At 40.9% G+C, this 13297-nt stretch carries 11 protein-coding genes and 4 pseudogenes; 7 read left to right on the forward strand and 8 right to left on the reverse strand.

Annotated features, from left to right (window positions below; genetic code table 11):
* The coding region (locus AC27FM_RS13050) for a replication initiator protein A (RefSeq protein WP_487088940.1) at window positions 1-966 on the reverse strand (966 nt) is incomplete at its 3' end.
* Between the two features lie 577 nt (window positions 967-1543).
* Between AC27FM_RS13050 and AC27FM_RS13055 the strand changes: the two genes are divergently transcribed.
* The 3 genes and pseudogenes from AC27FM_RS13055 to AC27FM_RS13065 form a co-directional block, all read left to right on the forward strand.
* Window positions 1544-2329: a ParA family protein gene (locus tag AC27FM_RS13055; RefSeq protein ID WP_057868197.1), complete on the forward strand. Its 786-nt coding sequence runs from the start codon at window positions 1544-1546 to the stop codon at window positions 2327-2329.
* A gap of 6 nt (window positions 2330-2335) precedes the next feature.
* Window positions 2336-2551: a hypothetical protein gene (locus AC27FM_RS13060; protein ID WP_003649837.1), complete on the forward strand. Its 216-nt coding sequence runs from the start codon at window positions 2336-2338 to the stop codon at window positions 2549-2551.
* 311 nt (window positions 2552-2862) lie between these two features.
* Window positions 2863-3945, forward strand: a pseudogene (locus tag AC27FM_RS13065) (ISL3-like element IS1165 family transposase); the annotation flags it as partial.
* 230 nt (window positions 3946-4175) lie between these two features.
* Here the strand turns inward: AC27FM_RS13065 and AC27FM_RS13070 are convergent.
* The 6 genes and pseudogenes from AC27FM_RS13070 to AC27FM_RS13095 form a co-directional block, all read right to left on the reverse strand.
* Complete coding sequence (locus AC27FM_RS13070; RefSeq protein WP_042749386.1) at window positions 4176-5540, reverse strand: NAD(P)/FAD-dependent oxidoreductase; 1365 nt, start codon at window positions 5538-5540, stop codon at window positions 4176-4178.
* An 84-nt stretch (window positions 5541-5624) separates the two neighbouring features.
* Window positions 5625-6059 (reverse strand): annotated as a pseudogene (locus tag AC27FM_RS13075) (IS6 family transposase); the annotation flags it as partial.
* Between the two features lie 77 nt (window positions 6060-6136).
* On the reverse strand, window positions 6137-7258 hold the full coding sequence (locus tag AC27FM_RS13080) for a hypothetical protein (RefSeq protein ID WP_487088943.1): 1122 nt from the start codon (window positions 7256-7258) through the stop codon (window positions 6137-6139).
* Window position 7259: 1 nt separating this feature from the next.
* Window positions 7260-8702: a hypothetical protein gene (locus AC27FM_RS13085; protein WP_487088945.1), complete on the reverse strand. Its 1443-nt coding sequence runs from the start codon at window positions 8700-8702 to the stop codon at window positions 7260-7262.
* Between the two features lie 304 nt (window positions 8703-9006).
* Window positions 9007-9255: pseudogene (locus AC27FM_RS13090) on the reverse strand (IS256 family transposase); the annotation flags it as partial.
* Between the two features lie 107 nt (window positions 9256-9362).
* On the reverse strand, window positions 9363-9563 hold the full coding sequence (locus tag AC27FM_RS13095; protein WP_487088946.1) for a hypothetical protein: 201 nt from the start codon (window positions 9561-9563) through the stop codon (window positions 9363-9365).
* Between the two features lie 91 nt (window positions 9564-9654).
* Between AC27FM_RS13095 and AC27FM_RS13100 the strand changes: the two genes are divergently transcribed.
* From AC27FM_RS13100 to AC27FM_RS13115, 4 genes are all read left to right on the forward strand, one after another.
* Window positions 9655-9891, forward strand: coding sequence for a TetR/AcrR family transcriptional regulator (locus AC27FM_RS13100; RefSeq protein WP_238141078.1), 237 nt, complete (start codon window positions 9655-9657; stop codon window positions 9889-9891).
* 222 nt (window positions 9892-10113) lie between these two features.
* Window positions 10114-10818, forward strand: coding sequence for an NUDIX hydrolase (locus AC27FM_RS13105; protein ID WP_098826319.1), 705 nt, complete (start codon window positions 10114-10116; stop codon window positions 10816-10818).
* 115 nt (window positions 10819-10933) lie between these two features.
* On the forward strand, window positions 10934-12373 hold the full coding sequence (locus AC27FM_RS13110; protein ID WP_147206812.1) for a nicotinate phosphoribosyltransferase: 1440 nt from the start codon (window positions 10934-10936) through the stop codon (window positions 12371-12373).
* Window position 12374: 1 nt separating this feature from the next.
* The gene (locus tag AC27FM_RS13115; RefSeq protein WP_046872113.1) at window positions 12375-12923 is read left to right on the forward strand and encodes a cysteine hydrolase family protein; all 549 of its coding nucleotides are present in this window, start codon (window positions 12375-12377) and stop codon (window positions 12921-12923) included.
* A 115-nt stretch (window positions 12924-13038) separates the two neighbouring features.
* Here the strand turns inward: AC27FM_RS13115 and AC27FM_RS13120 are convergent.
* A pseudogene (locus AC27FM_RS13120) lies at window positions 13039-13297 on the reverse strand (recombinase family protein); the annotation flags it as partial.

Consider the following 13297-nt stretch of genomic DNA (forward strand, 5'->3'; position numbering starts at 1 on the left):
CTCATCGCTTCTTAGGGCATTAAAATAGCGTCTTAATGTTTTGGTCATCATTTTTTTTAAATCAGGGTCATCTAATAGAATCCATACGCCTAAATCCTTATGTTCTTTTTCAACAGCATATTTGGCGTTTAAGATAATGCCAATAAAGCGCCGCATTTGTTGTGGAGTTCGGCACCAGAAGCTAAGTAATTGCACGGCTTCTGGTTCTAAGAAAACCGGTAAGCCACTGTCTTCATCAGTTAAGAAGTCATTAGCATGGTTCACCAAATCCTGGTTTTGCTTTTGAATTTCTGCTGGTGAGAAATTGGCTGTGGAAAAGTCCAACTTTTGAGTATCTATATTGTATCTACTAGTATCTCTTTCTTTAAGTTCTTTATCTAGATCGTGTCCGATTTTCGGATTTTCGCTCGTAGCAAGGGTTTGCGGGGTGTTGTCAACGAACTTTCGCGAATGTCCGATTTTCGGATTTTCGCTCGTAGCAAGGGTTCCAACGGTCTCCCGCGAACGTCCGATTTTCGGATTTTCGCTCGTAGCAAGGGTTTGCGGCTCTTTTTGAGCATATTCACCGCGTAAATAGACGTCAGTTGACTGCATATCTAGTTCGGCCAGGTAAAGTCGATTGGGTTCGTTTTTGCCAGTTTTGGGATTGAAATGCATGGCTTTTTGATAAAGTAGTCCTGCACGTTCCAAGTCTTTTTTCACGGCTGCTAACTTATCATTTGAGCAGTCGAATAAATCTTTAAGTTCTTGATTGGTAAAAATAAAGTAGACGTGCCCTTCCTCATCAATCCAGTGATTGCGTAAAGAATACTCTAGCCGGTCTTTTAGTACCATGTAAGCTAGCTTAGCGGCATCACTTAAATGTTTGTATTGCTCGCCATACATTAATACCTTAGGGAACTGGAAAAACAAGGATCCATATACGCTATTGGCGTCATAGTAATTGAAATCTGTTGATTTTGTCATAATAAAAACTCCCTTTCTTGACTGACACACGCTGTCTCAAAAGAGAGTTGCTAAAACATTTGATTTGCTTTAAAATACAAATCTGATATGCTCTAACTGAATTACAAAGCGAACATTGGTCGTGATCGGCTTTGTAATTTACCAGCATGTGTCTGTTTGTGAGTTGCCCAGTCGGCAACTTTTTTTAATTTCTAACAACAAAAATGGACTAAGTAGTTATTACAAGCTACTTAGTCCATTGGTCTTATCTTCGTTTTAATTAGTTTACCTTTGCTTGCCCTTAAGGTTTGCTTGCGATATAATTAGCACGTAAACAAGATTACAATTTTTTCAAGCAATTTTAACTTGGCGGTGAAAATTGCTTGGACTGGGTAGCTGCAAGATAGCTACTTGTCAATACTGCAAAAATCCCAATCCCGAGTGGATTGGGATTTTTTGTTTATGAACAAAGCATATCATTCTGCAAAGGTTAAGTAAATAGTTTTATGGATATGATTTATGATTAATCATAAATCATATAAAATTTGTGATTAATCATAAATCATGGTAAAATATTTATGTAAAGGTAGGTGCTACTATGAATGGGAAAACACTATTAAACTTCAACTTTAAAGGTGGCGTTGGTAAGACCACCTTGACTGTAATGGAAACCTATTTATTGGGTCAAGAGGGGAAAAAAGTACTACTTATAGATTTCGATCCCCAGGGAAATGCAACTGAAATTATGAAGGAGACTTATAAAGCCGATTTAAAGCCGGAACTTTCATTATATGAGGGCCTTCTTGGAGGGAATTTGTCTAAATCTATTGTGTCTGTTACAAACCAAATTGATATGATTCCTACAGATTGGACATTGTCTTTATGGATTGGTGCTGTAGAAAAAGTTAGTCGGGTTAAACGTAATATTCTATTACCACAAATGCTTTCAAAGTTAAAACAAAATTACGATTATATTTTTATTGACGTACCACCAACAATAAATGTCTTTACTAATAACGCAATCATGGCTTCAGATTTCATCTCAATTGTCTTACAAACTCAAAAGCAGTCATATACAAGTTCTTTAAAAACAGCTACGCATTTAGGTGAACTACGTGAACAATACAATGGAAGTTTTCAGTTAGTTGGTGTCATATTGTACTTAATGAAGCCACGTGCAAAAGTTGATACTGAAATTTCTGCACAAGCAAAAGACTTTTTTGGCGAAGGGGTCTTTTCAAACTCAATTAGAACTCAAGAACGGGTTAAAACGTTTGCTAATGAAGGAATACGGAATAAAGACCATTGGGATAAAAGAGCAATCCAAATGTACCAAATGGTTCTTAATGAACAAATACTTAGAATTCAACAGTTAGAGGAGTAATTTATCATGGCAGAAGATTTTTTAAACAAAGTTAGTAAAAAGGCATCTGAACAACTTAAAAATCTAAAAAGTCCATACCAATTCGAAACAGAAAGAACTAAAACCGTTCAACTTCGCATGAGCACATATAAAGAAGTTAAACGCATCGCTTTTGAGAATGACGAAAAAATTGTTGATGTCTTAGAAAAAATTATTCGTGAAGGCCTTGCCAAACGTAAATAAGATTGAGCTTAACTTATGTATTACTGATTGTGTGATTTATGATAAAACATTAATCTTTTATCATAAATCACACAATCAATAAACTTCACTGTACAAGGTATATTTAAAATAAATTTGATTTAAACATACGTGGTAGATCGCAAACTTAGGGGTCTAGAATTTTTGGTGTTGGAAAGTATTTCCATTCCAAAAGTACTAGGCCCTTTTTGATAACAAAAAAAGGCATCTAAGCCTCCCTAGTGCTATGCTTTAAGCGACGAAACTCAAGATAAGCGGGGTAGGAATAGATGTCTCAACTAGATAATACACTTAGCTGTGGATACAATACGTTGCACCCTAACGGACACAAGCTCACTCATGTCCACATTTCAGGACCCATGGACCGGCCCGTAATTCTAGAGCTAAACAAGCAACGCTGGCGTTGTAGTAACTGCCATAGCACTTGTACGGCCACCACTCCAGTGGTATCAACCAACCACGCCATCGGTCACGGACTAGCGACTCATGTGCTGAAGCTAGCCAGTAAATCACTCCCGGCTAAGACTATCGCCAGTCTCACCGGTATTTCGACAAACTCAGTTCAGCGTATTTTGACGGCTAATATTCATCCACACGCGAGCCGCCGGTTACCGATTAATCTATGCTTTGATGAATTCCGTTCCACGCACGGCTCCATGTCGTTTATTTGCATTGACGCCGACACTCACAAATCAGTTAAAGTACTTAGCGACCGCCTTAATAGAACCATCAAACAGTTCTTTCTTAGTCAGTACAGCACCGCAGAACGGGCCGCGGTTCAACGCGTCATCATGGACATGAACGCCTCCTATCAGGCATTCGTGCACGAACTATTCCCTAACGCCGAACTCATTATTGATCGGTTCCACATTATTCAATTAATGGGCCGGACGATGGATACCATTCGCACTCAATGTTTAAAGCAACTCGACAAGCATTCGCGGGAATATAAAGTACTGAAATCACTATGGCGCCTATTCCACAAGGCCACCCCTGACGCACAAAAGAGCCGCTACCTCTTCGGCCTGAATGAGTACTCGACCGAACAGAACGCTATTGATATTGGAACCGATACGTTTCCGGCCTTCAAAACAGCTTATGAAACCTACATCGATCTCCACGATGCTTTGATGGGGCGTCACGCTGATGAACTCAAGAATATCATCACTAACTATCAGCCTAACGGCACGCCCCTAGATACGGCCATGCATACCCTACGAAAGAATCTTAATGGAGTAATTAATGCCGCCAAATCGTCCTACTCTAACGGACCGATAGAAGGCATCAACCGTAAGATCAAGGAGCTCAAACGTGCTTGTTATGGCTTCTCCAATCAGGCCAATATGTTCACACGCGTCTACCAGCTGATTGCCTAGATTATCTACCACAATAACGTCACGATGGTAGGCTTATTTGTTATGCCTTCAAGTACGATATTCAGACGACACACCAGATTAAACGCCGCAACTAATAAAAAAACAAAAAAGATCTCCCACACGAGGAGATCTCCAAAGGATAGAAACTATCCTTCAACACCATTTGACAAAGAGCCGTTAAAAACATGACTAGTTTTTATCTTTATAATTTATTTTTATTAACGATTAAATTAGAATCTTGCCATACCTAATGCATGTTGAGCAGCTAGGTTAAGCAAACTCCATTGACGGTCAAATCCTGGTTGGAAGAAGAAGTCTTGTTCAGCCAAGTCTTCCAAGCGCATCTTATGACTAATTGCCAAAGCTAAAACATTGCCTTGAGCAGTAATATCATACTTAGAAAGGACAGCACCGCCTAAGATTTGGTGAGTATATGGATTAAAGGTTAAGCTGACATATACCTTAGGATTATCTGCTTCTGGGACATAAGCTGGACGCATATGATCTTCATAGAAGCTAGTTTGATAATCAAGCTTATTCTTAGCAGCTGAAAACTTATTTAATCCCGCAGTAGCGAAGTGATAGTCAAAGACGCTAAGAGCTGAAGCACCGATAACACCCTTGAAAGCGCGATCTGGCTTATCTTCAAAGATATGATCAACCACATATTGTGCTTCTCTTCTAGCAGTAGTAGCTAAAGCAATTGGCATTGGCTTACCTGCTGGAATAGAAAGTGGCAAAATTGCATCTCCAATAGCGTAAACGTCTTTAACATTCGTTCTCAAGTATGGATCAGTCTTAATCCAGCCTCTTTGATCTAAATCAACTGTGCCCTTTATCCAATCAGTATTAGGAGTTACCCCTGCTGAAACAACAACCAAGTCAGCTGGTATATCGCCTTGATCGGTCTTGACGCTTTCAACTTTTTCATTACCGTTGAAGCCTTCAATTTTAACGCCCATCTTCAAGTCCATATTCTTCTTAAAGGTAGGTTCCAAAACATCAAGCAATTCAGGGTTCAAGTAAGTTCCTAATGGACGATCAATCATGTCCATTAAAGTTACATGCTTGCCAGCTTTAGCAAATACTTCACTAGCTTCAGTACCAATATAACCAGCACCAACAATAGCAACATTCTTAATTGCTGGATTGTTAACAGCACTCATTAACTTAGAAGCCCAATCACGTCCACGCATTAAATAGATATTCTTAAGATCATTGCCAGGTACTGGTAAAACCTTTGGCGTTACACCTGATGAAAGAATTAACTTATCATATTGAACTTCTTCTTCAGAATTATTGGTTAAATCCTTAACTGTTACTGTCTTATGTTCAGGATGAATCGCGGTTACTTCATGGTTGGCATAAACATGACCGCCCTTCTTTTCAACATCTTCAGGAGCAAAGTTTCTGACGTCATCTTCAGCCGTAACTTTATTTTCTAAGTATAATTGCATACCACAGGACATAAATGAAATAAAGTCGCCAGCTTCATAAACAGTTACATCTACATCATTATATTTATCCAACAGCTCAATTGCTGATTCATGACCACCATGTGAAGCACCAACAATTACAATTTTACGTTTATCCATAAAATCCTCCTAACACAATAGTTTCTTCATTACATTTTCAAGGGTAACACTTATTACTTAATGTCTATCATATTTTGCTCAATAAATTTGCTTCACTGCTTTCAGTGTTGCCCGATATTGATCAGTGACTAATCGATCAGGCCGACCATTGGTCGTCAAGAGACGCTTCAAAAAGTGATAGGATGCGGTATAATCGCGGTGTTTTCGTAGCTCAAAATCCATGGTCAAACCGTTACTGTCAATAGCGCGATACAAATAGGCCCAACGGCCTTTAACTCGAATATAGGTCTCATCGATTCGCCAACTTTTAGCGTGAGCTGTTTGATGCCGACGCCATAGAGCCTTAAAGATGGGGCCATAGTGATGAACCCAACGCATGACCGTGGTGTGATGAACAGTGATACCCCGATCCCGAAGCAATTCAACGATGTCACGATAGCTGAGACTGAATCTGAAATAGTAGCCAACGGCTACTAAGATGATGTCCTTTTGAAAGTGGCGTCCCTTAAAGTGATTCATGCGCGCAATCCCTCGTTTCTTGGCACCCAGTATACTAAAATCAAGTCAGCGAGGAAAATTTGCACCAGAACCGTTTTTTAGTATGTGCTGTATTTGTATCTATAACTCAATGCTCTCTCAATCATTGAAATATCAGCTGCATCAAATTCCTTTTTTGCCATCTGTACCGATGATAAGAAGTCTTTGTTTTTTTTAAAAGATTTAGCCAGCAACTTTTTATCCTTATCATCGAGCTTGATTTTATAAAGCAAGTTTGCCATCGAAATAATCATAGTTTTGTGAGCCTTAAAATAGCGTCTGTACAATTCGCTTTCAGATGCACACAACTTATCAAAATCCTGCTCTGAATATTTGGGTTGAAGCCCCAAAATTGGATTAACAAGTAGCGCGGTGGATGCTTCCATTAGATTGACATATGCACCCAACTCATACTGTTGAGCCTCCGTCATCTTGGTGTAGTCAGTTCCGAAGGTTTCTATCTTCACAATGGCTTCTCTTAATTTCTCAGATTCATCTATGATTCTTGTAATTCGCTTACTTAGTTCGACAATAGCAAGTTCGTATGATTTGATGTCACGGTTACTAATAAGCGTGTATGTATTCTCAAGTCTTTCCTTATCGCTGTTTGTCTTAAAAAACATCAGACCGCTTGCTACAATAGAAACGCCGGCAATCGTCCAGCCAACAGGTCCCGCAAGTGCTAAAAAGGCGTTGCCCGCAGCCATTCCACCGCCACCAGTAGCTAAAGCACCTCCACCTAACCATGCCAGCGCTGCATTTGTAAATGCTGCACCACTCAAAGCAGATATTGCTGTTCCGGTAGAAGCCGCTCCAAATGTGGTCGCAATACCCATAGCAGCTGTAGGGCCAAGCGCAGCAACAGCAACACCGGCACCAACACCGGCACCAACACCAGCAACGCCTTGACCAGCAGCTTTTACCTCCGCTTTCTTATATTCCAGTTCTATTTTCTCAGCCTGCTGTTTCCAGTTAACTCTGATTGTTTTTAACTTCTCATATTTCAGCATGTTTTTTTCCGGCACATTGCGAATGCGGTCAAATAACGACTGTATCGTGGTCAATGAGGTGTACAACGAACTGGTATATTTTCCCAGCTCATTTATTTTTTGATTCGTTTTCTGTGCAGCAACTTTTGCTTTCTGTTGCGCTTTTTTAAGTTTTGATGACTTCTTTGCCATATTATTTTCCTCCAAAGTACTTGTCGATGTCCGGCTTACTTTTCAGAATTCTATTTACGGGAACATTACGCACTTCTGCTAATGTTACTGATTTTCCAAAAGCCTCTATATAAGCATCGCTTTTTTCGAAGTCACTGATAAACATTAACAGGTGGTGGTCGTCGTACTGATGTGCCAGAATTTTCAGACCCTCTATGTAATTGCTAACAATAACGGTTTCCTTTGACGCAAAATCGAATTCTTTCTTTGCGTGATTATAGGAAATCTCTCTCCTCGTTTCACCATAGAGAGATATTGCAAATCGTCCGACTCCGACAACGTTAAGTCGTAAGACAAACTCTACCGCATTAAAAGTACCTCCACCAGCTATAAGCAATCTGCCCACTGCATCACCGACATCAACCAAACAGAATGTACCATGTGCAACCGTCAACATTCGCTTAACTGTAGGATTCGAGAATGGTTCACATTTCTTCCACATGAGCGCAAAGGAGCGTTCTGTCTTTGGAATTTCTGAAAAATATCTGAATAGACGGCGAATAGCATAAATGAGTCTAACAAGAAGCTCGTTCAAAAATACTGGTATAGCCTGAGCTGTCTGGAACCGAATATCATAGCCTTTTTCAAAAATGTTTAGAGCCAGCTCATTCATAGTTTTGTCCGTTTCAGTTACACTAAGTCCCAATTTAGCTTTTATGGCAATAATGTCATTGGTCCATGTCCACAATGGAGATGGAAGGCCCGTGCCGCGATTACCTTTGGCCGCACTTGACGATGAACCTGATACATCCGAAATAAGATGACCTATCCAGTTAGCAAATCCACAGAACAGCTTACTTGGAATATTTCCGCCTCGTAGTTCCCATTTTTCATCTGCCTGTTGCAAAGAAACAAGTTGACCGTCTGTAACAAAATGAGATGTATTGCTGAACTGGTCGAGTATCGAAAAGAACAGTCCCAACAAACTCGGATTGTGTGCAAGAGATTTGAAATGATGATTTTTGGCAGTCAAATCGAAAATGGTCTTTCCAGCGTCACCCAGTCCGGTCTGGTCATATGGAACCTTAAATTTCTTCTCCAAGAATCTCAATGCGGAATCAAGGCTATCAAAATTTTTCTTTTCCGGATTGCACAGTTTTGCAAAATCTATCGTTCTGGCTACAAACCATTTATCCGTAATATTACCTAAAGGTGACTCACCAGGCTTACCCACTAAAAAAATGTCGATGATACCACACAAGGCACCAGAACTTGTAGCCAAAATATAATCCAACTTATCACAGTCTGGTTTCAGACCTTTAATCGAATCTACCGTTTCATTCAAAACGACAAGCTCTGTTTCAACTTTCGCCATTGCATCAGCAATTGATGTAGAAAAATCAAAGCCCCCATCCTCAACGCTTAAATTAAGGAGAATATCCTTTTTTATGATTGCATTATCCATTTACGCACCTCACTCAAGATGATCATTATTCTGACCATGTCTTTTGATTTGATATTGTTGCACTCAAACTGGTTCTGGTGCAAAGTTCAATAAATGACTGAGTTCTACCCGTTTAACTGACACTGTTGGCTTCAGGCAGCTATTAGTTGTTGCAATTCAGTGATTACTGAAAACCTGGATTGAAGTCCATATTTGAGACGGATTTTAAGAGACATTCAGAACCGCGTTTACCTTCCACAGCTCAAATAAATCATTAATCGCGATTAATAACTTATTTGAACCCTGGAAAGCATTAAATCAGGCGGCCATTGCGATCTCGAGGAATGGTTAAGTTAAGTTGGCCGTATTTCGTATCAAACGAGCGCTCATAACTGCCGTTGCGGTTATTACCAGTGTTAATCCCAGCGTATGAGTAGCGTTCGTAACCCAAAAACTCTGCCAATTCGGTTTGAAGCAGCTGGTTAATCGCAATTTCGAGGTGGTGACGAAAAACTTCGTCCAAATCTTGCTTTTGGGCTAGTGCAGCGATAATTTCTGTGGTAAGTTCATTCATGGGGAATGCCTCCTGTGATGTTTTCTGTGGTTACTAAATATCATAAGGGAAGGCATTCCCTATTTCTATACAATTCAGAAATCTTTTATGCATTTACACAAGATATTTTACGCTCTCTCAGATTCGGTTTGTTGAGGTAATGATGGTTGTGATTGTTTGTGTGTAGTTAAATCTAATTGTTGTGCTTGATCGGCAATCCTATTAGTCGTTGCAATCTGTTCGTCCTTAACCTTTAACTGCTGTTTAAGTAGCTCAATAAAAGCTGATTGTTCTTTGGTTTGAGCCTGTAAAAAATTATTAACCGTCAAACCGTACCAAGAAATTTTCGTGATCGATATTAGTAACCAAGCCCATATTTCCCGGCGGACTTTTTACCGGAATTTCAAAAGCAAAGACGATGTGATTAATCAGTATGTTATTTCCTTACTAAAGAAATACACTGATTGGATCTTGCAAGTTAACCCCCAAACCTATAAAGAAGTCATCGATGACTTCTTTACTTACTGGCCAGCTCACTCAGCTAAATTGGCTTTGTTAGTTAAAGCTGGTTTAAGCTATAAGATCTTGGATAATGCTAACCAAACGATGCCGGTTTTCTTTCGGCGTTTCCATCTCCGCCACCCCAGTGTTGCTTGACACGTCGATGTCACTAACGATACCAAAGTTGAATATATGACCCGCATTGCCGTCGGTATTTTCTGGAATACTTTTTGCTTATGGTTAGCCCAGCCGACGTCGATCACCATTCAAAATTTAGCAATCCTCGTCAAACATGATTTAAAGCAACTGGGCAATTACTAGTGGCCGAGAAATGCTAAAATAGAGTTGAGTTAACAATTATGAAGGGAGGAGCGTCAATTGGATAGTGAAATTATTGCCCGGCCATTGGTGACCATCACCAACGTCATTTGGAGTTTTAATACTGAATTACACCGACCACAATTACTATTGATTAAGCGGGCAGATGAACCTCTAAAGGGACATTGGGCCCTCCCCGAAACCCTCTTGCGGAGTAAAGAGAGTGCCGACACGGCCTGCATTCGTCTAATTGACGATAAAATTGGCCTGCAAGTTCCGATGAATTCAACCGAACAACTGGCCACCTTTACAGATCCCAAGCGGGTTACGGGAACTCGGGCACTGGCACTCGCCTATATGACCTATTTACCATCAACCCCAAAATTGCATCCAGGGTATGGGGCCACAGATGCCCAATGGTTCGTGCTTGATAAAGATCAGGGCAACTATGTGATCACCCATGACCAACAGGAGATTATCCTAAGTCCCGCCGGTCACCTGGTCTTTGATCATATTCAAATCATTACCACCGCCATTAATCGGATTAAAAACAAGCTGGACTATCAACCCCAAATTCTTCGGATCTTAGGTAATACCTTTACCCTGCGCCAAGCGCGCGAAGTCTTTGCGGCTTTCTTAGGTACGACAATTGACAAGATTGATAATTCCAACTTTAAGAAAACTCACAACCACCTCTTCAAAGAAGTCGGGGCCGCCACTTTGAACCATTCTGGGCGGCCACCAAAGCTCTACCAACTTAACTAAAGGGCATCATTTGCATTTTGCTGCAAAGTATTTATACTAGACGTAAATAAAAGTTAACCATACTTTTATTTTTAGCCAAATTAAAGTAATTTTTACTTAAAAGGAAGTATTTAAGATGAATCTACAACTATTAACCGACTTATATGAATTTTCCATGGCCAATGGGTACTACGCTACCCTACCCCATGATCGACAAGCTCGCTTCGACGTCTTTTACCGCCGGGTTCCCGACAACGGTAGTTTTGTCATTGTCGCTGGTCTCCAGCAAGTGGTAGAACAAGTTCAAAATTGGCATTTCACTAAGGAGAATATTGAATACCTGACCTCCCTGAATGAATTTACTCCCGAGTTTTTGGATTACCTGAGCAAGATTAAAAATCACTGCTCGATTAAGGCTTTACCAGAAGGAACCCCTGTTTTCCCACGGGAACCAATTATTTCAATTAGTGGACCGTTGATTGAAGCCCAGCTGTTAGAAACCTTTATTCTAAACATCATTAACCATCAATCATTAATTGCGACGAAGTCTTGGCAAATCAACCATGCCGCTCAAGGCCGACCAATTATGGAATTTGGCGCGCGGCGGGCGCAAGGCCCTGATGCCGCCACGTATGGGGCGCGAGCCGCGGTGATCGGCGGTTGTACCAGCACGTCGAACTTACAAGCAGCCAGTAAATTTAATATTCCCGCGGCCGGCACAATGGCACATGCCTGGGTCGAAAGCTTCTCTGATGAATTAAGTGCCTTTCAAGCTTGGGCCAAGGTTTATCCTGACAAAGTTTCCTTGCTCGTTGATACTTATGATGTCTTGAAGTCAGGAGTGCCGAACGCGATTCGGGTCTTCAAGCAAGTTAGCGCTCAAGGGCACCAACCAGTCGGGATCCGGATCGATTCCGGTGACATTTCGCAATTAGCCATCAAAGCCCGGAAGATGCTCGATGATGCTGGCTTCCCCAAGGCAAAGATTACAGCTTCAGATGCCCTTGATGCGCATGTAGTTAAGTCGTTGTTGGATGAAGGAGCTCCAATTGATAACTTTGGGATTGGGGAACGTTTAATTACCAGTTCCTCCAGTCCGGTATTAAGTGGCGTTTATAAGCTCGCCGAAGAAAAGATTAATGATCAATGGATCCCAAAAATTAAGGTTAGTGATAGCAGAGAAAAGATCACCCTGCCTGGTAATAAGCAAGTTTACCGGATTTACCGGCAAGATAACCTTCATCAAGCGATCGCCGATGTGATTGCCCTGGCTGATGAGCACATCACGGCTCCATTGAAAGTGGTTAATGCTAATTCGGCAGCCACGCACGCCAGCCAAGTTCTGACTAACTTTAATGCTAAGCCATTGATGCAAGAATATCTGGGTTCCAATGCTTCCCCAATCGAAAATGATCTCTTTAAGATTCAGCAATTCTCAATGGATCAAGTAGCAGAATTACCAGAAGCCACAAAACGGTTAGTTAACCCCGATCGGTACCCAGTTTACTTAACAGCTACATTGGCTGAATTGCAAGAACAGTTAATTACTAAAGCTCAATTTACGGAGGAACATTAAGATGGCTAAAGCGCTCTTAATTATTGACTATACAAACGACTTTGTGGCTGATAAGGGATCACTAACGGTTGGCAAGCCAGCGCAGACGTTGGCCCCAGAAATTATGCGGTTAGCCGATCAATTCTTAAGCCAGCATGATTATGTGATCTTTCCCACTGATGGTCACCGGCTTAATGACCCATTCAATCCAGAAACCAAACTATATCCGGCCCATAATATTATTGGGACGACCGGTCAGAAACTATACGGCCAAGTCGGCAGCTGGTTTGATCGACATCATGACGATTCCCATGTCTACAAATTCAATAAGAACCGTTACTCCTCCTTCCAAAACACCAATTTGGATAACTACCTGCGGGAACGGCTGATTGATGAAGTCTGGATTGCTGGTGTCTGCACTGATATTTGTGTCCTCCACACCGCAATCAGTGCCTACAACCTGGATTACCACATTGTGATTCCACAAGCAGCCGTGGCCACGTTCTCACCAGCTGGTGCTGAATGGGCGATGAATCATTTTAAAAACGTATTAGGGGCCACAATTCGATAATTCACTTTCAAATGATTATCAAAAAAACCACGAATTAATTACAAAAAATTCCCTTTGCTAAATGCATTGGGAATTTTTCTTTTGGCGTTACCTTTCTAGGGTAAAAGGTAACATTTTATTTTCGAATACAATCTACCTTAACATTAAATTTCTTTCGATACCTTATAAAGGTTGTCCGTTTAATTCCTGTATTTCGGGACACATCAATGTCACTCATGCCTGCTCGATAAAGCTTAAAAGCATGTTGCAAGCGGGGATCGTCTTGGGTGTATTGGGGTTTGCGCCCATGATATTTATCCTGCTGCTTAGCTAAGGCAATCCCTTGCTGCTGGCGCTCAATGATTCGCTTACGTTCACTTTCGGCCTGATACTTA

The organism is Companilactobacillus sp. y65-5, from assembly GCF_057541095.1.